Origin of the sequence: Burkholderia sp. MSMB1835, from assembly GCF_001526365.1 — a bacterium.
Lineage (GTDB): Bacteria > Pseudomonadota > Gammaproteobacteria > Burkholderiales > Burkholderiaceae > Burkholderia.
In genome coordinates, this window is record NZ_LOYP01000059.1 from 387215 (window position 1) to 409119 (window position 21905).

Below are 21905 nucleotides of genomic sequence, written 5' to 3' on the forward strand. Positions count from 1 at the left end.
CTGAAATCGGTCAGAGGACTCTACAACTGGAAATAAAAACTGTCCAGATCACCCGAAAACCGGACACCATTAAAACCAATCTTCACGACTCGACGCTTCCGATCGCACCAATGGCTCGGATTTCGCACCAGTCGCTCGCCACACCGAACCGCCAGCCGCGCCTAGCGTTCCGCCGTCAGGCTGAACAGCTCATTGCGCAACGCCTTCGCGCGATCGCGGCCGAACTGCGCGTCGAATTCGTCCTGTGCGGCCTGCCACGCGACTTTCGCCTGCGCGAACGTGCGCTCGCCGAGCTTCGTGAGATGGAGCGCATGGGCACGCGCATCGTGCTCGGACGCAGCCGTCGCAACGAAGCCGTCGCGCTGCAACGGCTTCAGCGCGCGCAGCAAGGTCGTGCGATCCATCACGAGCGTATCGGCGAGGTCGCTCATCACCAGGCCGGGCCGATGCGTAAGGTTCGCCATGATCGAGAACTGCGCGGGCGTGACGCCAACGGGGGCCAGATGGCGCTCGTACAACTGCGTGACGAAGCGCGCCGCCTGGCGCAACGCGAGGCAGTTGCAGGTCTGGGCAATCGAGATGTCGTTCATGTTTCGCAATCTATATGTGCATATGCATAAAGTCAATGTACACTCCGTCGTAACAGCGGCCGGCGGCCGGCCATCGCGTCAAGGAGACGGACATGGACTACATCGACAAGCTGCGGATCTTCCGGTCGGTGGTGGAGATGCGCAGCTTCACGCGCGCCGCGGACATGCACGGCCTTGCGCGGCCGGTCGTGTCGCGCGCGGTCGCGGATCTGGAGGCTCGCTTCGGCAGCCGGCTGCTGCACCGGACCACGCGCCAGGTGTCGCTGACCGAAACGGCCGAGCGGATCTACGAGCGTTGCGCGGCCGTACTCGACGAGCTCGACGCGCTGGAAGCGCAAGCGCAGACGCACACGCGCGAGCCCGAGGGGCTGCTGCGCCTCGTCGCGCATACGACGGCCGCGCTGAACCGCCTCGTGCCGCTGATCGCCGGCTTCAAGACCGCGCATCCGAACGTGCGCCTCGACGTCACGCTGACCGAGCGCCCGGTCGATCTGGTCGGCGAAGGCTACGACATCGGCATCGTCGTGCCGTACATGCTGACGAGCGAATCGACCGTCGTGCGGCTGATCGAGCGCATTCCGGTCGTGATCGTCGCGACGCCCGCGTATCTGCACGCGCATGCGCGCCCCGAGACGCCGGCCGACCTCGCCCTTCATCCGTTCGTGCCGATCTCGCCGTCGCTGCGCCGCCCCGCGCTGTCGTTCCGCGTCGACGGCGACACGCTCACCGTGCCGTTCCGTTTCGACATCTCGTCGAACAGCCCCGTGTTCAACCGCGAAATGGTGATGCACGACTTCGGCATCGGCATCGTCCCGAAAACGCTCGTCGAGGCCGAACTCGCGTCGGGCGCGCTCGTGCAGTTGCTGGAAGGCGCCGATCTCGTCGATGCGTTCGTCGACATCAAGCTCGCCTACGCGAACCGCGCGCTGCTGCCCGCGAAGGTGAAGGCGTTCATCGACTACACGGCCGCGTATTGCGACCGCGAAGGCTGGAGCGTGCCCGCGGCGGCTTGACCCGGCGCGCGAACGCGCGTTGCCGACGCCGATTGGTACAGCCACGACACCAATCTGATCCCGCCGCGCCGCTCGCTTCGCGCCGCCCCGCCACCTAACATGTGCACATGCACAAGACCACGCTCACCGACGACGATTGCTTCGCAGTCCGGCAAGCCGCCCGACGAATTTCGCAGTTCTACGAGCGTTACCTGTCGCGGGCGGGCGTCACGCCGTCGCAATACAGCATCCTCGCGCTGCTGCGCGATCGGCCCGGCCTGACGATGGCGACGTTGTCGAACGTGCTGGTGATCGAACGCACCGCGCTGCTGCGCGCGCTCAAGCCGCTCGTCGGCGCGGCGCTGGTGACGGGGCGCATCGAGCCGCCCTGCCGTGGCCAGACGTTCGCGCTGACCGCGGACGGCGAAACGAAGGTGGCCGATGCGCACGTGCACTGGCTCGCCGCACAGGAAGCGTTCGAGCGGTGCTTCGGGCCGACGCAGGCGGCCCGCCTGAGAGACGAATTGTTCCGGATCACGCACAACCTGCCGGAACGCTGACCCCTTCCCCGATCGACGCCGGGCCGTCGGTCGTTTTGAACAGTGCATATACATAGGTGAATCGATGGATACGACCCAAGCCGCTGCCTCGTCCCGCGAAGCAGCCACAACCGAGCGGCCCGCGAAGCAGCAACGCCGCGTGCCGTGGATGCGCATCGCGGTGGGCGCCGTCGTCGTCGTGGTCGCGGCCGCCGCGCTCGACTGGCTGTTCGTGCTGCGCTTCCAGGAAAGCACCGACGACGCGTATGTCGGCGGCGACGTGACGGTGCTCGCGCCGAAGGTCAACGGCTTCGTCGACAAGATTCTCGTGACCGACAACCAGCGCGTGAAGGCTGGCGACGTGCTCGTGCAGCTCGATGCGCGCGACTACGACGCGAAGCTCGCGCAGGCCGGCGCCGAAGTCGACAGCGCGCGCGCCGCCGTGACCGAACTCGAAGCGAAGCAGCAACTGCAATTCGCGGTGATCGGCCAGCACGCGGCGGACAAGAACGCGTCGTCGGCCGAACTGACGCGCGCCGCGTCGGACCGCGTGCGCTATCGCGAGCTCGTGAAGTCGGACGCCGTATCGAACCAGATCGTCGAACGCGCGGATGCCGATTACTCGAAGGCCGGCGCGGCCGTCGAACGCAGCGACGCCGCGCTGCTCGCCTCGAAGCGGCAGCTCGACGTGCTCGGCGCACAGCTCGCCGATGCGCGGGCCCGTGTAAACACCGCGCTCGCCGCACAGCGCGTCGCGGCACTCAACGTCGAATACACGACGATCCGCTCGCCGGTCGACGGCTACGTCGGCAACCGCACGGGCCGCGTCGGGATGCTCGCGAACGTCGGCGTGCCGCTGCTGACGGTCGTGCCGGCGTCCGGCCTGTGGGTCGACGCGAACTTCAAGGAAGACCAGTTGCGCAAGATGCGCGCGGGCGATCGCGTCGACGTCGCGCTCGACGCGTCGAGCACGCGCCTGCATGGCCGCGTCGACAGCCTGGCGCCGGCGACCGGCGCGACCTTCAGCGTACTGCCGCCCGAGAACGCGACCGGCAACTTCACGAAGATCGTCCAGCGCGTGCCCGTGCGCGTGCATCTCGATCCGCAGCCCGGCATCGAGCAGGTGCTGCGCCCCGGCCTGTCCGCGGTCGTGACCGTGCATACCGACCACAAGCACTGAGCGGGAGCCGACGATGACCACCGCGTTTTCCGGCGACCCCGCGTCGCAACCGACCAGACAGCGCGTGTTCGCGTTCGCGCTGATGTGCGTCGGCTTCTTCATGGCGACCCTCGACATCCAGATCGTCGCGTCGTCGCTGCGCGACATCGGCGGCGGGCTGTCCGCGAGCCAGGACGAATTGTCGTGGGTGCAGACCGCGTACCTGATCGCCGAGATCATCGTGATCCCGATGTCGGGCTGGCTGTCGAAGGTGATGTCGACGCGCTGGCTGTTCGTCGCATCGGCCGTCGGTTTCACGATCACCAGCATGCTGTGCGGGCTCGCGTGGGACATCAACTCGATGATCCTGTTCCGCGGGATGCAGGGCGCGCTCGGCGCCGCGATGATCCCGACCGTGTTCACCACCGCGTTCGTGCTGTTTCCCGGCAAGCAGCGACTGATCGCGTCGACGACCATCGGCGCGCTCGCATCGCTCGCGCCGGCGATCGGCCCGGTGATCGGCGGCTGGATCACCGACCAATGGTCGTGGCACTGGCTGTTCTACCTGAACCTCGTGCCGGGCATCGCGGTGGCCGCGCTCGTGCCGCGCTACGTGCATATCGACGAGCCCGACCTCAGCCTGATCAAGCGCGGCGACTATCTCGGCATCGCGCTGATGTCCGGCTTCCTCGGCTGCCTCGAATACGTACTCGAAGAAGGCCCGCGCAAGAACTGGTTCGGCGACGATGCGATCGTCATCTGCGCGTGGATCTCCGGCATCTGCGGCTTCCTGTTCATCGTGCACGCGCTGACCGCCGACGATCCGATCGTCGACCTGCGCGCGCTCGCCGTGCGCAACTTCGGGATCGGCAGCCTGCTGTCGTTCGTGACCGGTATCGGGATCTTCGTGACCGTGTTCCTGACGCCGCTGTTCCTCGCGCAGGTGCGCGCGTTCAGCTCGCTGCAGATCGGCATCGCGCTGCTGTCGGTCGGCGCGTTCCAATTGATCGCGCTGTGCGCGTATGCGTTCGCCGCGCGCTATTTCAGCATGCGTGCGCTGCTCGTGTTCGGGTTGATCTGCTTCGGCCTCGGCTGCTACCTGTACACGCCGATCACGCACGACTGGGGCTGGCGGGAATTGCTGCTGCCGCAGGCGCTGCGCGGCATCGGCCAGCAGTTCAGCGTACCGCCGATCGTGACGATGGCGCTCGGCTCGCTGCCGCAGTCTCGACTGAAATCGGCGAGCGGGTTGTTCAACCTGATGCGTAACCTCGGCGGCGCGATCGGCATCGCGGTGAGCGCGACGATGCTCAACGACCGGCTGAATTTTCATTATCTGCGGCTGAACGAGCACGTGAGCGCCGGCGAACCGCAGGTCGCATCGCTGCTCGATCGCCAGGCCGCGTACTGGGGATCGGTGGCCGGCAATACGTTGAATACCGCGCAGGCCGGCCTCGCGAACCTGCATCGGCTGATCTATCGCGAAGCGCTGACGCTCACCTATGCGGACGCGTACTACGCACTGTCGCTGTGCTTCGTCGTCGCGCTGCTTGCCGTCGTGTTTTCCAAACCCATTACGTTGAATGCGCCGCCGCCGGACGCGCACTGAGGCCAAAGGATCATCATGAAGAAGCTACTCGTCGCGCTGGCCGTCAGCGCATTCGCCGCCGGGTGTGCGGTGCAGCCCGCGCAACATCCGGCGTTGAACGAATCGGTTCGGACGCTTGCGCCGACCGCATGGGATACCGACGTGCCGCGCGCGGACATCGACGCCGCCGCCTGGTGGGCGCAATTCCACGACCCCGTGCTCGATCGGTTGATCGCGACCGTGCTCGACGGCAATCTCGATCTGCAAGCCGCTGCCGAACGCGTGAAGCAGGCACAGGCGCTGACCGTGCAGAAGCGCGCGGTGCTGCTGCCCGAACTCGACGCGACCGCCCATGCGGCCGACGCGCGACAGAACACGCCGCCGCCGCTCGGCTATGTGCGGCAGGCGGGTGCGGGGCTCGCGCTGAGCTGGTCGCCCGACGTGTTCGGCGGCGAACGGCTCGATTTGCTGGCCGCACAGGCCGAGCTGGTTGGGCAGAAGCATGCAGAAGACGCGATGCGGCTCGCGCTCGCGGCCGATGCGGCATCCGCGTATGTCGATCTGCGCTGGGCGCAGCAGGAATTGAAGATCCTGCAGGACAACGCAAAGATCCGGCAGCATGCGCTCGAACTCACGCGCAAGCGACAGGCGTTCGGGCTGTCGACGGAACTCGACGTGACCCGTGCGCAGAACCAGCTCGATGCGCTCGAAGCCAGGATTCCGCCGACGCAGGCGCAGATATCGCATCAGCTCAATCTGATCGCCGTGTATTCGGGGCGGACGCCGGAATCGGTCGATCGGCTCGTGTTGGCGCAGGCCGGCGAGATTCCAGCGCCGCCGGTCGGTGTGCCGGGGACGTTGCCGTCGCAGGCGTTGCTGCGGCGGCCCGATGTGCTGACTGCCTACGCTCAAGTCGAGCGGCGGGCGGCACAAGTGGGCGTGGCGAAGGCCGAGCGCTATCCGAAGTTTTCGTTGAACCTGACGGACGGGATTCTGGCGGCTTCGTATCTCGGGTTGCCGACGTTGACCGATAACCTGTTCAGCGCGGCGCTGAGTGCGACGAGCCCGATCTTCAACGCGGGACGGATTACCGCCGATATCTCGCAGAGCGAAAGCCGGATGCGTGAGTCGGAACTCGGGTTACGGCAGACGATGCTGCAAGCGTTGCGGGAAGTCGAGGATGCGCGCGCGAATCTCGTCAGTTCCGATGAGGCGACGCGGAGGCTGGGTAGCGCATTGGCGGCTTCCGATAAAGCGCTTGGGTTGGCGAATCAGCTTTACAAGGGCGGCGCGACGGATTTTCTCGATGTGCTGTCGGCGCAGGAGGTTTATCTGCGCGACTCGGATTCGCTCAATCAGGTCAAGCGCGAGCACGCGCTCGCGGCGGTGGCGTTGTATCGGTCGCTTGGGGGTGGGTGGAGCAGGAATGAGGGGGCGGGTGGGACGGAGGTCGAGGCGGTGGCGAAGAATTGAGCGCGATCGTGAGCTGGGACCGGGCGGCGGAACCGGTCGGGCTGTTCGACGCGATGCGGTAAGGTATCGCCTTCGCGAAGGCATATGCCGGGGGAGCAGCGCTCTAGCTGGATCAGGAAAAAATGAACGCGTGGCGCGCAACACCGTGACGACCTACAACCGACTCGTGAAACCCGAAGATCGAGTGCTCTGAGCCATGAAAGACGACACCTGGGAACGTTTCGAAGCCTTCGCCCGTAAGGAGCTTGGCCGGCCGCTGTTCGGCGGCAAGCTGAACCTTCAGCCGCAATCACGGCTTGAGGAGGATCTCGGCGTCACCGGCCTCGACGGGATCGAATTTATCGACAAGTGGGCCGAGACATTCAACGTCGACGCCGAGGGGTTCCCGTACCGGCGATACTTCGGCCCCGAAGGTCAGGAACTGCTGTCGTCACTCATTGGGCTATTCGTGAAGCGGCTCCGACCGCCAAAGCGCTACCCGCTGACGCTTGGCATGCTGGCCGAGGCGACGCGACGCGGAAAATGGGACACGGATGCGATCGAGGGAGCTGCAAGAGAGGAATCGTAATTGGCCGCGCCGGTCAGCTGTTCTGACCGGCCTTTTCCATTGGCGGAAATATAACTACGCCACGCGAGATTTCTACACCTACCCATTTATCGCACTGGGCCTGTGCGTTCATCGCACCCGGCTTCAACAGGAGCCTGTATCGCGCATTAGCGTAGAGACGAAGATTGCCAGTCTGCGCTGCAGGCTCCTTGTGGGTACGGAGATCGGCGACTGCGGGCTTGCGCGCCGACAGGCTCCGGGTGGGCCAATGCGGCACGCTTGACAGATTAGCAGCGGCGGGAAAAGTGTCGTTGGGTGTTTTGCGCGCGCCGTCGCTGCGCGATCATTCGGTGGCCGGCCAACGGTACCCGATCACTTCATGCAACGGGTACGCAAGCTCGCGAACCTCTTCCAATTGATTGCCGCCGAACAGATGCACGTGTTCGGCATCGTGGCGCAGGTAGAAACCAACGTGCCCTTTCCAGCTCGTCGGATCATCGCGCGTCAGGATCGCGATGCAGCCGTAGACCGGGCGCTCCAGCGGTTTGCCCCATTCCAGCCACGAGCGTGCGAGCGCCGAGCCTGTACCGCGGAATCCGGCGTGCACCATGCACCAGTTCACGAACGACGAGCACCAGGAAATCTTGTCGTCGTAGCCGGCCAGGTTCGTCTGGTTGTTGTACTCGACGATGCGCGGGTTGATGCTGCCCGGCGGATGGCGGCGGATGCCGAGTTCGGCCAGCGCGACGGGCATCCAGGGCGGGTGGGCATCGGCGGCTTTCACTTTGCTCTCAGGGTTCGATAGGGTCACGTCGTTCTCGGGCACGTGTCGGTGTCGTTTCGCGCAATCTTCGCACGAATGGGGCGAATCCACAGCGCCCTTTGCAGGTTGCGATTTTCGTCGAGTGCACCCGTATCATGTCGGCAGCGCCATCGACTCCGCCAACCGCCATGCGCATCACGCCTCTGCCGCCCCTTCAGTGCCTCATCGCGTTCGAAGCCGCCGTGCGGCACGCGAGTTTCACGAAAGCCGCCGCCGAACTGCACCTGACCCAAAGCGCGATCAGCCGCCAGATCCAGCAGCTCGAGGAATTCCTCGGCCGCTCGCTGTTCGTTCGCGAACATCGTTCGCTGCGGCTGACGATCGCCGGCGAGCAATACGCGGCGCAAGTCCACCATCTGCTCACGCAATGCGCACAGGCCACGCACGACGTGATGAAACCGTACGGCGATCTCGAACTGACGATCGCGTGCTCGTCCGGCGTCGCGCTGCTCTGGCTCACGCCGCGGCTACCGAACTTTCGCGCCACGTATCCCAACATCAAGCTGCGCCTGATCGTGCGCGACGGCCTTGCCTCGATGTCGCCCGCGGAATTCGACGTGGGCGTCTACTACGTGCGCCAGCAGGCGCCGGCCGAATACACCGCACGCCGGCTGTTCGACGAAGAAGTGTTCCCCGTCTGCGCGCCCGGCTATCTGGCCGGCCGCACGCTCGACGCCGCCGATCTCGCGAACGAAACGCTGCTGCGCCTCGAAGACGGCCAGCGCCAATGGATGTCGTGGTCCGAATGGTTCGACTTGAACGACGTCGACCGGCAGAAGGCGCAGCCGCAGGACATCACGATCAACTCCTATCCGCAGATCGTGCAGATGACGATACTCGGTCAAGGCGTGTCGCTTGGCTGGCGCTACATGATCGACGCATGCATCGACGCCGGCCTGCTCGTACGCGTGACGGACGCGTCCGCGAGCCACGGCGGCGGCTATTACGTGATCTCGCCGAACGACCGCGCGCAGAACCAGGCCGCCCGCCTGTTCACCCGCTGGCTGTTCGAACAGGCGGAGCAGCAGATCGCGTCCTGAATACCGGGCGCGACGCATGCGTGCAGCGCATGCCTGCATGCGAATCTTTCGTTTCAGAAAAAAATCCGGCGTTCCTTAGCATGGGATTCGTGCGGGGCAACCGTCCCGTCTTCTGACCAAGGAAGAGACCATGCAAGGAACGCTTTCTCCGCGCGCCGCGCCTGCCGTCGATGCGGCGGTGCAACAGCGCCGCCGCGCCATCGTCGCGACCGTGATCGGCAACGGTCTCGAATGGTTCGACTTCACCGTCTACAGCTTCTTCGCGGTGATCATCGCGAAGCTGTTCTTCCCGACCGGCAACGAACTGACGTCCGTGCTGCTCACCGTCGCGACCTTCGGCGTGGGCTTCTTCATGCGGCCGGTGGGCGGCATCGTGCTCGGCGTCTATGCCGACAAGGCAGGCCGCAAGGCCGCGCTGTCGCTGACGATCCTGCTGATGGCGGCCGGCACCGCGCTGATCGGGATCGCGCCCACCTACGAACAGGCCGGCATCGCCGCGCCGCTGTTGATCGTCGTCGCGCGGCTGCTCCAAGGCTTCTCGGCCGGCGGCGAGATGGGCGGCGCCACCGCGTTCCTCACCGAATACGCGCCGCCGGAGAAACGCGCGTATTACTCGAGCTGGATCCAGTCGAGCATCGGCTTCGCGGTGCTGCTGGGTGCGGCGACCGGCACGTTCGTCACGACCTCGCTCGACACGCAGGCGCTGCATAGCTGGGGCTGGCGGCTGCCGTTCCTGCTCGGGATCGTCGTCGGGCCGGTCGGTTACTTCATTCGCAGACATATCGACGAGACGCCCGCGTTCAGCGCCGTCGAATCGCAGGCGAAGGAAAGCTCGCCGCTGAAGGAAGTGCTGCACACGTATCCGCGCGAGACGTTCGCGAGTTTCTCGATGGTCATTCTGTGGACCGTCTGCACCTACGTGCTGCTGTTCTACATGCCGACCTATTCCGTGCGCACGCTGCATCTGCCGCAATCGACCGGCTTCACGGCCGGCATGGTCGGCGGGCTGATGATCATGTGCTGCTCGCCGATCGTCGGGCGACTCGCCGACGCGTGGGGACGGCGCGTATTCCTGTCCGGCTCGGCGCTCGCGATACTCGTGCTGGCGTGGCCGATGTTCTCGTGGATCAACCACGCGCCCGGGTTCACGTCGTTGATCGTGTTCCAGGCCGTGTTCGGCGTGCTGATCGCGGCCTATACGGGGCCGATCCTCGCGGCGTTCGCGGAGCTGTTTCCGACCAAGGTGCTGTCGACCGGGCTATCCGTTGCGTACAACTTCGCGGTGACGATCTTCGGCGGGTTCGCACCGTTCCTGATCACGTGGCTCATCGCCCGCACCGGCAGCAACATGGCGCCCGCGTTCTACGTGATGCTCGCGGCAGCCGTCAGCTTCGTCGGCACGCGCTTCGTGAGGGATGCGAAGCGTGCGGCCGCAACGACTCGATAAGGATTTTTTCCCATGACCATTACCGTGCTTCAAGGCGGCAACGTGCTCGACCTCGAACGAGGCGTGTTGCTCGAACATCATCATGTCGTGATCGAAGGCGAGCGGATCGTCGAAGTCACCGATCGACCGGTGGATTTGCCGAATGCGCAGGTGATCGACGTGCGCGGCAAGACCGTGATGCCCGGGTTCATCGATTGCCATGTGCATGTGCTGGCGTCGAATGCGAACCTGGGCGCGAATGCGACGCAGCCGAATATTCTCGCGGCGATTCGGTCGCTGCCGATTCTCGATGCGATGTTGTCGCGGGGGTTCACCAGTGTGCGGGATGCCGGGGGCGCGGATTGGAGCCTGATGCAGGCGGTCGAGACGGGGCTGATTCCGGGGCCGCGGATTTTCCCGTCGGGGAAGGCGCTGTCGCAGACCGGCGGGCATGGGGACTTTCGGCCCCGGGGGGATTTGCTGGAGCCTTGTTCGTGCTGCTTTCGAACGGGGGCGATTGCGCGGGTGGTCGACGGCGTTGAAGGTGTGCGGCTCGCGGTGCGTGAAGAAATTCAAAAAGGCGCGACGCAGATCAAGATCATGGCTTCTGGTGGCGTGGCTTCGCCGACCGATCCGATTGCGAATACGCAGTATTCGGAGGATGAGATCCGGGCGATCGTCGACGAGGCCGAGGCCGCGAATACTTATGTGATGGCGCATGCGTATACGGGGCGGGCGATTGCGCGGGCCGTGCGATGCGGCGTGCGGACGATCGAGCACGGGAATCTCGTGGATGAAGCGGCTGCGATGCTCATGCATGAACGGGGGGCGTTTGTGGTGCCGACGCTGGTGACTTATGACGCGCTGGCTAAACATGGGGCTGAGTTTGGGATGCCGGCGGACTCCATCGCGAAAGTGGCTTCCGTGCAGCAGAAAGGACGCGAGTCGCTCGAGATCTATGCAAAGGCCGGCGTGAAGATGGGGTTCGGGTCGGACCTGCTCGGCGAGATGCATGCGTTTCAGTCTGGAGAGTTTCGGATTCGGGCGGAGGTGCTCGGGAATCTGGAAGCGCTCAGGTCGGCGACGACCGTGGCGGCGGAGATCGTCAATATGACGGGGGAGCTTGGGGTGGTTGCGACGGGGGCGATCGCTGATCTTGTCGTGCTCGATGGCAATCCGCTCGAGGATATCGGGGTCGTGGCCGATGAAGGCGCGCGGATCGAGTATGTGTTGCAGCGGGGAACGGTTGTGAAGCGGCGGGCTGGCGCGCGGTGATGTGACGCCGTTCGTTCGGCTATTTCGGCAGGCGCGGCGCGGCCTCCCGGGCCTTGCGTCGTGACAGTTGTTGAAAGTCGCTGGACGTGTGAATCGCGGCGTTCGCGGCAATGGCCGGGGCTGTGTCGCCCCGGCGGTCAATCGCATTCGAGAAACGCCTGCGTTCCACTCGCTAGAGCCGCATCAAGCAGCCCTTGCAAGCGTTATAGCGGCGGCGGTACCCAGTCGGGATCGTGGTACGGCTGCTCTCGCAGCGCCAACTGGCCGTAGTCCGGCGTGATCGTAATCGTACGGTTGGCATCGCAGACCCGCAGGTACACGCGGTCGCCCGGCTTGAATCCGAAGATCTTGAAATTGATATCGATCGCCTTCATCCACGGCAGGTACGGCCAGCCTCGCTTGGGAAGGTCCGGGTAGTTGCGAAGGACCAGCTCAAACGTCTTCTGCATGTTGACGGGTTTGTTCTTTCTACGACGTGGCTTAGTATTGGTGTCAGCCATTTCCGACTCCTGTGGCGAGTTGGTGGTGGTCAGCGGGTCGTATGGGTTGCCGCCCATGCGGCCCGCGCTTCTTTGATGCCTTGGGTTTCCCCTTTTTCTCCCCTCTTCGCTGAGTCTTGTTGGGCAAGACAGCTTTCTTTCGACCACCGAGGCAGAGGGGCTGCGTTCAACTTTCGATGGCGAGAAGCAAGGCTTCACGACCAGTGTAGTCGGGCTGGCATCTCAGAAATGGGGAATTGAGAGGGATTGGCCGTTAGGCATAGAAGCCCGCGACTCGCTTCTTTGGCGACCGTTGGTCGACTTTTTCTCTATCCGGTCGAGAGCCTATCCGAATCTTTGTGTGTGAGGCATAAACTGATGGCCAAGGAGCCACCTTATGCCACGCAAACGCAAGGAAGAAGTGACGATTGAGCCGGGCAAGGGCTTGAACCTGGACCCGGAACTCATCAAGCAACTGGTGCCCGGGACGCTGGATCGGGCGACGATCCATGAGCAGCTCGCGGCGCTCAAGAAGGCAATCTTCGAGCGCGCGCTGGGCGGCGAACTGACCCACCACCTCGGCTACGAGAAGGGCGAAGCCAAGCCGGTTGGCCGCACGAACCATCGCAACGGCACCAGCCGCAAGCGCATCACGACCGACGACGACCTGCTCGACGTCGAGATTCCGCGCGACCGCGAAGGCACCTTCGATCCGGTGCTGATCGCCAAGGGCGAGCGACGCTTCACCGGCTTCGACGACAAGATCATCGCGATGTACGCACGCGGCATGAGCGTGCGGGAGATTCAGGGTTTCCTGCTGGAGATGTACGGCATCGAGGTATCGCCGGACTTCATCAGCACGGTGACCGATGCCGTGATCGATGAGGTGCGCGAATGGCAGCAGCGGCCGCTCGAGCCGATGTACCCGGTCGTGTTCTTCGACGCCTTGCGAGTCAAGATCCGCGACGAAGGCATTGTGCGCAACAATGCGATCTACCTGGCGCTGGGCGTGCGGCGCGACGGCACACGTGATGTGCTGGGCCTTTGGATCGAGCAGACCGAGGGGGCCAAGTTCTGGCTGCGGGTGGTGAACGACCTGAAGCTGCGCGGCGTGCAGGACATCCTGATCGCCGTGGTCGACGGCTTGAAGGGCTTCCCGGAAGCGATCAACACGGTGTTCCCGGAAACGACGGTCCAGACCTGCATCGTGCATCTGATCCGGAACTCGCTGGACTTTGCCAGCTGGAAGGACAGGAAATCCGTTGCAGCGGCGCTCAAGGAGGTCTACCGGGCGCCGTCGGAGGAAGCCGCCGCCGTGGCGCTGGACGCGTTCGATACGAGCCCGTGGGGTACGAAATACCCCCCGATTGCCGCCCTCTGGCGCCGGGCCTGGGATCAGGTGATTCCGTTTTATGCCTTAGCGCCCGACATCCGGAAAACTGTATATACGACCAACGCGATCGAGTCGTTGCACATGCAGCTTCGAAAGATCATCAAGGCGCGCGGCCACTTCCCGTCGGACGAGGCCGCACTCAAACTGATCTGGCTGGCGCTGCGCAACGTTGTGGCCAAGTGGACCGGTTCCCGGCACGATTGGAAGAGCGCCATGACTCAGTTCGCGCTGCTTTACCCGGAACGATTCAACATTGGAATCTGAATCTCAACCCGCCTCACACACGAAATTCCGGATACCTCCCCGGTCGACGATTTTTATCGAGCATATCGAATTTCCTGCAACTTCAATCACAGCATCAATCTCCGTCGCTCCGTTCAAGTTGAATAACGTGCAAAAATTTAAGCTTCGACGTGTTGACCTCGGACGACCACCAGTAATTAGGAACTAGGTGCCAGCACCGAAACGCCAGTGGTGTCCGACTGCGTCGACAACGAACGTGAGGCCATCACTCCAAAGTTGGCGATCAACTAATAAAAATTCTATCAATTCAAAAAATCAAACAACCACATGAAGCTGACATCCCGCAAGAATGCGACCCGGATACGACGCCATTATAACTAAGCAGAAAACAATTTAACTACTCGATTCAATTCTATAGACGGCGCGCCCTGCTCAATATGCTTCAAGATAGGCATATATTCAGAACTCACACGATATTGCTTGAGCGTTGCCTTCAAAGGATCAACAAACTCTTCGATCACGCGGTTCTTAAGCAGCACAGGAAGATACGTTCCAGTGAAAAGTTTTCCGCGAATAAACTCCTGCTTTTGCGGATAAAAATTTCCCTTCACATAAAATAGCCTAAAGAAGCGAATTATATCGTTACGCACCTTATCGGCCTGATGAGACGATACCTCCTTTTCTCGTGCTAGCAGGTGCGAAATACCGACAGTATCGGACCCCTCACCAAACGTACCCTCATAAAATTGAGGGCGCACTCCCTTCCGAGGCTCAAGTGACTTGAAAGTCGACCCCAAAAAACGCGTCTCCGAATTTATCGCACACTCCCAGAAGAAATCATAGCGCTCGAAATAACAGTCTCGAAACACTTGACCACGAAAATCGAAAATCGGCTTAACCGCAGAATTACTCCCAACATTAACAAGAGACAACCCCTGAATTTCACCATCCTTTTCAAAAAAATCCCTCATCAAACCACTACACATCTCCGCATCAAATTTTACTTTCCCCTCTCGCCTCAAACTAAGGACAAGACTGAACACAGCGGAACAAGCGCGCAAATTCCTGTACCGAGAACGCGGATCGAGTGACGGGAGATCGTTACGCAAACGCTCAATCGTCTCAATTGAAAAAAGCATCAACTCATCATCGAATGTCAAATGCGAACAGACCGTATGCATAAAATCACCATCGAATCGCAAATAATCAGCCGCCACCTCGACAAAATCAGAACTTAACGCACCAAAATCCCGCGCCGAAAAATATTTTACGATGTAAAGAGATTTGAAATATTCGTTAAAAAAATCATACCTAAAATAAAGTTTATTGTTAGCATGAATAAGCAATGGATGTCCTTTGAGCCGCTCCACGGTATCATCAACCACCTCTTCTGTTTGATGAGGCAATCGACCGAGCAACGCCTTAACATCATATATAGAGACGTGACCATCCTTTGCAACTGAAAGCTGCACAAAAAACTCAATTTGACTCTCTACACGCAGGCTATGTAATTTGGATATTTCCCGCAAACAAACATTGGCAACCAAAAAATCATTTGGGATGTCGGGATTCAATAGAGTCCCAATATCCGCATCACCAAGTGGCGCATCGCTAAATTCGTTCTTTTGCCTTATTAAATAAACAATTAAATCCAGAACGTAGGGTATGTAAACTTCTTCCGTGAGCGACGGTGATTTAAGAGCAAACTTACCGGCAATAGAAAGCGCCCTTGAAACCTTTGCCTCAGTATCCAATGATTTTCGAAAAAACTCATCTGCCATCGAACGATTAAAGGGCTGAAGATCAATTTTTTTGACCGGCCCAACATCCAGCAGTGAATCCCAGAAGTAATCGCGACAAGTAATGATAATTTTGGCACGCTGAAGATCAGTCGAGTAAATCGTGGAGATTGATCGAATGAAACTTACCGCATCGAATTTTGCACCGAGTTTTGCAATGACCTCATCAAGTCCATCAAGAACAATTACAAGGCTCCCGTTATCAACAGAAAGTGACAACAAGTCTTTACTAAGTCTCTCCGTATCCCCCGCCTGGCTAATCGACTGCGCATGATAAAAATCATATATATCGTCAATTTTTTGACGAGATCGGATAATAGATTCCAGCTCACCAATAATCTCATGAGAGTCAATAAATAAAATACCAGTTTCCGGACTATCCGAATGTATTTCGTCTAAAAACTGCTTAACGAGAGTTGTCTTCCCTATACCGCCATGACCTTTAATGACCACTAGCGGCTCAGAGATAGATCCATACCAAGATTTAAGCTGAAGAAGCGCGGACCCGGAGTTGTCTGCCTGACTGCTTTCAGTGAGAGATTCGATGTACACTGGCAAATTATAGGGAACAAATCCCTGAATTTGCTCTTTGTATAGGAATTGACGACCAAAATCATCTATAAAAAATACATTGGGCGTACCAAAAACCGCCTTCAAATTCTCTTTGCGCCGATCGCTTTCCTTGAGGGCCACAGGCTTTTCCGTAAGAACGACGAGAGGAATACATTATTTATGAGCCCTCTACCACTTAAATGAATCAGCGTTTTATTCTGACTCGCCGCCTCATGGACGTATAGGAAATATCTCCCCCCCCCGAGCTCCTCCGTTAACTTATAGAGTTCAAATATTATCTTCTCGGACCAGTCTCTATGTTTAACAGGGAAACCCACATCGAGAGAGAAACTTGAATTCTTACTAATGTAAGCCTGAACGGTCTTTGCAATACTTCGCTCAGGCGGGGTGACTTGCACTGCGGGCTCAAAATCCACCGCCTTGATTGAATTTGATGAAATATCATTTACTCGACTTAATTGCCCCTGTCTTTTCGATGAGATCAGTCGGAAATTATGAATTGTATAAGCACACAAATCCGCAGCATTCCGAGCTGCCATTTTCTGATCTCTCTCTTTTTCTTCTGGATTTGCATTTTTTTTGAACCCCCAATCGCAAATCGCTTTGACGATCAACCAGTTAACCTTGCATTCTGTCGCTCTTCGCAGGGCCATAAGGAGACCACTCCCCTCCATTTCCCCGCCGATTGCTTGATGCTGATCAGCCGCAATGAACATATCACGCTGTTGCTCGTTGTCGAACAATGTCTCGATGGACACGAGCAAGCCTTCATGAGTGGGAACACGAAGCCCCTCAGCACCGGCGCTGAAAATTTTCAGCAAAGTACCGTCGACAGCTTCAATCGTTCCACGCAGGGCGATTCCTTCTTGGGTGATTTTGTTATGCTGCGCATCACGCAATCGCGTTGAAATAAGAATATCACCAATCTTCTGCCCGTCCGCGTTTTTAGCACCCCATGCGATGCCGACCGCAATAATGACCTGTGGCGCCAAATCTTCCACGACATTAGTCACCGTGTCGAATGAGGCGCCGGAACCAGTCGAGCCAATCAAAGACTTTGCAATCACCACACGTTGACCGTTGATATCTCCAGCATCGAGATAGACCTCGTTACTAGCGCCTTGCTTTACGATCAATTTTCGATCAAGCTGCCGCTCTAGAGCAGACTTCAGTTGTTCTTGTTCATGTTTATTGACTGTTAACAGCACAATATCTGCAGTCTGCATAGAATTTTCTAACACGCCGCCCCCCGAGCTTGACATCACAATACCTTCCTTACATAGAATTTAAAATGTTTTTATGAAACATATCACAACACTATAAATTTCGGCAACCACTACACCCCACTCCGGCCAGAATGAAAAATTTCACTCCCATATAGATCACCAAATTTTATGAGCATTTACAAGGCAATTATTTTAAATCTTAACCAATTCATTTTTACGCAACTCAACCGCAAATTAGAAAGTCCAATTGCTAAAAACTTCGAATCGCCATCCACGCAACAAAAAACATCACATAGCCGTCAATCGCAATCCATCGACTTAATAGTGGACTTACCCCAACAATATTATTCGCAGTCACCTATATATCAGACATAATTTTAAAATGAAAATACCTCAAAAAGTAATCCTGCCGCGTCTCCTCAACCCCCGCCCCACGGCGCTGGCTGTAATCACCGGCCAGAGGACATAAACCCTCTCCCCTTGCTTGATAGAGACAGCAGCGTATTCGGCCTCTCAGCCCCCCATCCTGGCGCTCCCCGAACCGCACGGCCATCATCACCACATCAGCTGGCTTCCGTTTCAACGACAGCTCATCGAACCGAAACGCCGTCGCATCATCAGCGAGCACATTCGTATAAAAAGTCTCGTTATCGAACGATAACGGCAACAACCTCTGTGGACTTAATACCTGCATCTGCCATCTTGACCTAAGTCTTCAAAAGCGGAACCGTCGTAACAAGCAGATTGGCCTCCCCATCATCCGACTTCAAGAACAGCCCACCCAGCCCGGGCGCCAACCCGTCATCAGCGAGAACGCTTTGCACGTTACTCCCCGACTTCGCAGAAACCCCCTTCACCTTGACCGTCCCGACAAGCCTAACCAGCCTCGCATTCACCTCGGCCGTATATTTCTTGTCCAGGTACTCCTGATCCGCCTTCCCGGTCGCACCAACCTCCGCCGCAACGTTCTTCCGATGAGCCAGATAAGAATCCGTCGAAGGCCCGGCGACCTTAGCCCCCACCGCAGCAATAACGGTGACAAGCGCCACCGTCCTAGCCCCAACCCTTCAATCTGCAAATGCGTTTCATTTATATAAGTGTCACCAAATCCCACGCCAACAAGCAAAAACGGCCGCCGTGAACCCACGGCAGCCGCCCTTAAAAACGTTTCAGTTCCAAAACATAAACGAGCCCTTATTCATCCACCTTAAAAGCCGAAACCAGCTTGGTCAATTCCGCCGCCTGCTGCCTCAAACTCTCCGCCGCTGCCGCACTTTCCTCAACCAACGCAGCATTCTGCTGCGTCATCTGATCGAGCGACTGCACCGCATCCCCGATCTGGTCGATCCCGGCACTCTGCTCCAGGCTAGCCTCGGCGATCTCGCTCATCATCGCGCTAACGCCTTGAACCTGCGCAACAACATCACTCATCACCTTCCCCGCCTCACTAACGAGCCGCGACCCAGCACCCACCGTCCCCGCGCTATGCTCGATCAGCGACTTAATCTCCTTCGCCGCCTGCGCACTACGCTGCGCCAAATTCCGCACCTCCGAAGCCACAACAGCAAACCCCCGCCCCTGCTCCCCCGCCCGCGCCGCCTCCACAGCAGCATTCAACGCCAGAATATTGGTCTGAAACGAGATACTGTCGATCATCACGATGATCTCGGAGATCCGCTGCGAAGCGTCACTGATCTGCTCCATCGTCGTCACGACCTCGCCCACCACCTGCCCGCCGCGCGCCGCCGTATCCGCCGCGCCGTTGATCATCTTCGCGGCCGTCGTCGCCGTTTCGGTGTTGTTGCGCACCACGGCCGTGATCTCTTCCATCGACGAAGCCGTCCGCTCCAGGTTGCTCGACTGCCCTTCGGTGCGCTCGCTCAGATCCGCATTCCCCGAAGCAATCTGCGCCGACCCGGTCGCGATCGAAGCCGAAGCCGCCCGAATCCGATGAACGAGCGTCGACAGCGACGACACGAATCGGTTGAACGCATCCGACAACTGCCCGATCTCGTCCTCGCTCTCGACCGTCATCCGGCGCGTCAAATCGCCCTGACCGCTGGCGATCTCCGACAGCAGCGTAGCCGCACGTTTAATCGGCGCGGCAATCGCGCGCCCCACCAGCCAGATCACAAGCAGCGCAACCCCGAGGCCCACCACCGCCGCGACCAGCGCCGCGCTACGAATAGCACGCGTCACCGGCCCGAGCAGTTCGGCCTGCGGCACCTGGACGACCACATACGCATTCAGCTCTGGAATGAACGACGTCGCGATGAAGCGCGCGCCGCCATCCCCTTCGTAACTGAGGTACGCATACGGCTTGCCGGCGAGCAGCGTCGATGACGCATCGCCCGGCAGCCCCGGTTCATCTTTGAGGAAATGCTTGCCGTCGATCAGCGACGTATCGCGATGCATCATGATCGCGCCGTCGGGGCGCACGAGATACGCGAACCCGGTCTCGCCGATCCGGTAAGCCGAGATGCCCTTCGCGAGCGCATCGACGGACAGGCTCATGCACGCCGCGCCGATCGGCACGCCGTCGAGTTCCACGCGGCTGTTGATGAACATCATGTAGCCGCCGACGGTCACCTCGCGATCCATGTTCACGTCGTACGCCTTGCCGGACGACAGGAAGCTGGTCAGCCACTGATCCTTGTCGGTCACCTTCCGCTGCAGGCCGGCTTCGTTGTAGTAGTTGCCGCTCTTCACCGACACCCACTGCACGGACGCGGCTTTCTGCTCGTCCTTCACGTTCTTCGCGAGCTGAATCCAGTTGCGCGTGCCGGCATCGGGTTCGCCGTCGGCCTCCCATTGCAGCAGGAACGCATCGCGCGCCAGAATGCGCGACGCGGCGATCGGGCCGGCCATCTGGCGCTGCACGTCGGCGCGGATGCCGTTGACGGCGGTCGGCAGCTCTTCGCGGACGACGCGATCGCGCACCGCGTTGCCGATCAGGCGGACGCTGAGCCCGCTCGAAATCGCGACGAACACGAGCAGACAACTCGTCATGCTGAGAATCAGCTTGTTCTGAATGGAAAGCTTGCGCCAGAAATGCATGGGGAACCCTCGATAACCGCTCGGTCTGAGCCAGATTGGGTTATCGGCAGGCGGGCGCAGAACCGCATCGCTGATTTCAGATAGCGACCATTCGAGATTCGTTATGTCGTTGACGGACGGGCATATGCGGCCACCTATATAGACGAAGGCAACGCAAATACAACGCGCTGTTCAGTACGCAACGAAGATCGTCACCCGCCGGTTTCGCCCCCTCGAAGCCGCATCGTCCCCCGCAACAAGCGGCTGCGTATCCGCCCGCCCGATCGCCGCCAGCCGATGCGGCGCGACACCGCGCTCGGTCAGGTAGCGCACCACACTCCCCGCGCGCGCCGACGATAGCTCCCAGTTCGATTCGTATTTCGCGTTCGCGATCGGCACGCTGTCCGTGTGGCCTTCGACGAGAATGTCGCCGGTTTCATGCGCACTCAGTGCCTGCGCAATCTGGTTCAGCACCGGCGACGAATCGGGCAGCAAGCGCGCATCGCCGACATTGAACAGGATCTTCGCGTCGATACCGATCTCGACGCCGTGCGGCGCCTTCACCAGCGAAATGCGTCCATTCGATTTCAACGAATCGAGCAACGCGAGCCACGGCGGCGCATGAGCGGGCGTAGCAACATCGGTAGCATGAGAAGCACCACCGGCCTGCCGCGCAAGCGTCTGATACCTTGCATCGAGCGCGTTGTATTTCGCGAGCTGCAGCACATACAGCGCGAGAAACAGCACCATCAGCGTCGTGATGAGATCCGCGTACGAGATCAGCCAGCGCCCCGACTGCGCGCCTTCGAGTTCGTCATCGTCGCGATCGGCAGCGGATGCGCCATCGGTTCTAGCAGTCATGCTGTCGTGAATCCGGGTTCGTCATACGGTACAGGTTCAGATACACGCAGGCACAAAGCGCACGAACATCACGCGAGCGATTCCGCCGCCCGCCCGCGCACATCGCCGGTCAATCGCGTCTCGATCGTATGCGGCGACTCCTTGCGCGAGATTGCGAGCAAGCCGTCGAGATAGAGCTTGCGGAATCGCATCTCGCTGTCGATCTGCGCGCGCAGCTTGCCGTACAGCGGCAGGAACACGAGGTTCGCGAACGCGAGCCCGTACAGCGTCGCGACGAACGCCACCGCGATGCCCGGCCCGAGCTGCGCCGGTTCGAGAATATGGCTGGTCACCTGCACGAGCCCGAGCACCGAGCCGAGAATGCCGAAGGTCGGCGCATAGCCGCCGGCCTGCTGCCACACGCGCACGGCCGCGAGGCGGCTGCGTTCGTACGCGTCGAGTTCGCGCTGCAACGCATCCTCGAGCACCGCGGTCGACACGCCGTTCGCCAGCAGTTCGAGCCCGCGTCGCGCGAACGGATGAATCCCGCTCACGTCCATCGATTCGAACGCGAGCAGCCCGTCGAGCTTTGCGCGGTCGCCCCATTCGAGCAGGTCGGACAGGTTCTTGCGATCGACCTCGCGTGCGCGCACGAACGCGAGCCGCAACTGCTTCACCGCGTCGAAGAAGCGCGCCCACGTGTTCTGGATCATCACCGCGCCGAGCGTGCCGCCGAGCACGATCACGAGCGCCTCGAACTGGAACAGCATCGAGAAATGCCCGCCTTCCAGCGCGAACCCGAATACGATCGCCGCGCCGCCCAGCACCACACCGACCAGAGTCAACAGATCCATACGCGCCCCC

19 protein-coding genes are annotated in these 21905 nt (G+C 60.2%); 10 read left to right on the forward strand and 9 right to left on the reverse strand.

Annotation, left to right across the window (positions count from 1 at the left end; genetic code table 11):
- Positions 1–161 precede the first annotated feature (161 nt).
- Positions 162–590 (reverse strand): MarR family winged helix-turn-helix transcriptional regulator, encoded by a 429-nt coding sequence (locus WS96_RS31105; RefSeq protein ID WP_059837701.1) that lies wholly within the window; start codon positions 588–590, stop codon positions 162–164.
- 92 nt (positions 591–682) lie between these two features.
- On the opposite strand from WS96_RS31105, the gene WS96_RS31110 reads away from it, so the two are divergent.
- The 6 genes from WS96_RS31110 (at position 683) to WS96_RS31135 (ending at position 6909) form a co-directional block, all read left to right on the forward strand.
- The gene (locus WS96_RS31110; protein WP_034205335.1) at positions 683–1603 is read left to right on the forward strand and encodes a LysR family transcriptional regulator; all 921 of its coding nucleotides are present in this window, start codon (positions 683–685) and stop codon (positions 1601–1603) included.
- Between the two features lie 107 nt (positions 1604–1710).
- The gene (locus WS96_RS31115; protein WP_059501342.1) at positions 1711–2142 is read left to right on the forward strand and encodes a MarR family winged helix-turn-helix transcriptional regulator; all 432 of its coding nucleotides are present in this window, start codon (positions 1711–1713) and stop codon (positions 2140–2142) included.
- Between the two features lie 64 nt (positions 2143–2206).
- Positions 2207–3301 (forward strand): HlyD family secretion protein, encoded by a 1095-nt coding sequence (locus WS96_RS31120; RefSeq protein ID WP_034205337.1) that lies wholly within the window; start codon positions 2207–2209, stop codon positions 3299–3301.
- Positions 3302–3314: 13 nt separating this feature from the next.
- A complete protein-coding gene (locus WS96_RS31125; RefSeq protein WP_059837703.1) occupies positions 3315–4889 on the forward strand; it encodes a DHA2 family efflux MFS transporter permease subunit in 1575 nt (524 codons plus the stop codon).
- 15 nt (positions 4890–4904) lie between these two features.
- Positions 4905–6341, forward strand: coding sequence for an efflux transporter outer membrane subunit (locus WS96_RS31130; RefSeq protein WP_059837705.1), 1437 nt, complete (start codon positions 4905–4907; stop codon positions 6339–6341).
- 196 nt (positions 6342–6537) lie between these two features.
- Positions 6538–6909 carry a DUF1493 family protein gene (locus WS96_RS31135; protein ID WP_059837707.1) on the forward strand — a complete coding sequence of 124 codons (372 nt, stop codon included), beginning with the start codon at positions 6538–6540 and terminating at the stop codon, positions 6907–6909.
- Between the two features lie 322 nt (positions 6910–7231).
- On the opposite strand, the gene WS96_RS31140 is transcribed toward WS96_RS31135, so the two are convergent.
- Positions 7232–7642: a TIGR02594 family protein gene (locus WS96_RS31140; protein WP_059837870.1), complete on the reverse strand. Its 411-nt coding sequence runs from the start codon at positions 7640–7642 to the stop codon at positions 7232–7234.
- 197 nt (positions 7643–7839) lie between these two features.
- Here WS96_RS31140 and WS96_RS31145 point away from each other — a divergent pair, with 197 nt between their 5' ends.
- The 3 genes from WS96_RS31145 to WS96_RS31155 all read left to right on the forward strand — a co-directional run bounded on the left by WS96_RS31145 (position 7840) and on the right by WS96_RS31155 (position 11452).
- Positions 7840–8751, forward strand: coding sequence for a LysR substrate-binding domain-containing protein (locus WS96_RS31145; RefSeq protein ID WP_059837709.1), 912 nt, complete (start codon positions 7840–7842; stop codon positions 8749–8751).
- Positions 8752–8881: 130 nt separating this feature from the next.
- The gene (locus tag WS96_RS31150; RefSeq protein WP_059837712.1) at positions 8882–10198 is read left to right on the forward strand and encodes an MFS transporter; all 1317 of its coding nucleotides are present in this window, start codon (positions 8882–8884) and stop codon (positions 10196–10198) included.
- A gap of 12 nt (positions 10199–10210) precedes the next feature.
- On the forward strand, positions 10211–11452 hold the full coding sequence (locus WS96_RS31155) for a metal-dependent hydrolase family protein (protein WP_059837714.1): 1242 nt from the start codon (positions 10211–10213) through the stop codon (positions 11450–11452).
- Positions 11453–11655: 203 nt separating this feature from the next.
- Here the strand turns inward: WS96_RS31155 and WS96_RS31160 are convergent, their stop codons facing one another.
- Positions 11656–11952, reverse strand: a complete 297-nt coding sequence (locus WS96_RS31160) for a hypothetical protein (RefSeq protein WP_059837872.1) — start codon at positions 11950–11952, stop codon at positions 11656–11658.
- Between the two features lie 376 nt (positions 11953–12328).
- Here WS96_RS31160 and WS96_RS31165 point away from each other — a divergent pair, with 376 nt between their 5' ends.
- On the forward strand, positions 12329–13588 hold the full coding sequence (locus WS96_RS31165; RefSeq protein ID WP_059837716.1) for an IS256 family transposase: 1260 nt from the start codon (positions 12329–12331) through the stop codon (positions 13586–13588).
- Positions 13589–13944: 356 nt separating this feature from the next.
- On the opposite strand, the gene WS96_RS33415 is transcribed toward WS96_RS31165, so the two are convergent.
- From WS96_RS33415 to WS96_RS31195, 6 genes are all read right to left on the reverse strand, one after another.
- Complete coding sequence (locus WS96_RS33415; RefSeq protein ID WP_179949994.1) at positions 13945–16059, reverse strand: NACHT domain-containing protein; 2115 nt, start codon at positions 16057–16059, stop codon at positions 13945–13947.
- Complete coding sequence (locus WS96_RS33420) at positions 16020–17165, reverse strand: 5'-methylthioadenosine/S-adenosylhomocysteine nucleosidase family protein (protein ID WP_179949995.1); 1146 nt, start codon at positions 17163–17165, stop codon at positions 16020–16022. Before WS96_RS33420 ends, WS96_RS33415 begins: the two co-directional genes overlap by 40 nt.
- Positions 17166–17872: 707 nt before the next feature.
- A complete protein-coding gene (locus tag WS96_RS31180; protein WP_059837722.1) occupies positions 17873–18214 on the reverse strand; it encodes a hypothetical protein in 342 nt (113 codons plus the stop codon).
- A gap of 145 nt (positions 18215–18359) precedes the next feature.
- Positions 18360–20222, reverse strand: coding sequence for a methyl-accepting chemotaxis protein (locus tag WS96_RS31185; protein ID WP_059837724.1), 1863 nt, complete (start codon positions 20220–20222; stop codon positions 18360–18362).
- A gap of 171 nt (positions 20223–20393) precedes the next feature.
- Positions 20394–21062, reverse strand: coding sequence for an OmpA/MotB family protein (locus tag WS96_RS31190; RefSeq protein WP_059837726.1), 669 nt, complete (start codon positions 21060–21062; stop codon positions 20394–20396).
- 68 nt (positions 21063–21130) lie between these two features.
- A complete protein-coding gene (locus WS96_RS31195) occupies positions 21131–21895 on the reverse strand; it encodes a flagellar motor protein (RefSeq protein ID WP_006484340.1) in 765 nt (254 codons plus the stop codon).
- Positions 21896–21905: the final 10 nt, after the last annotated feature.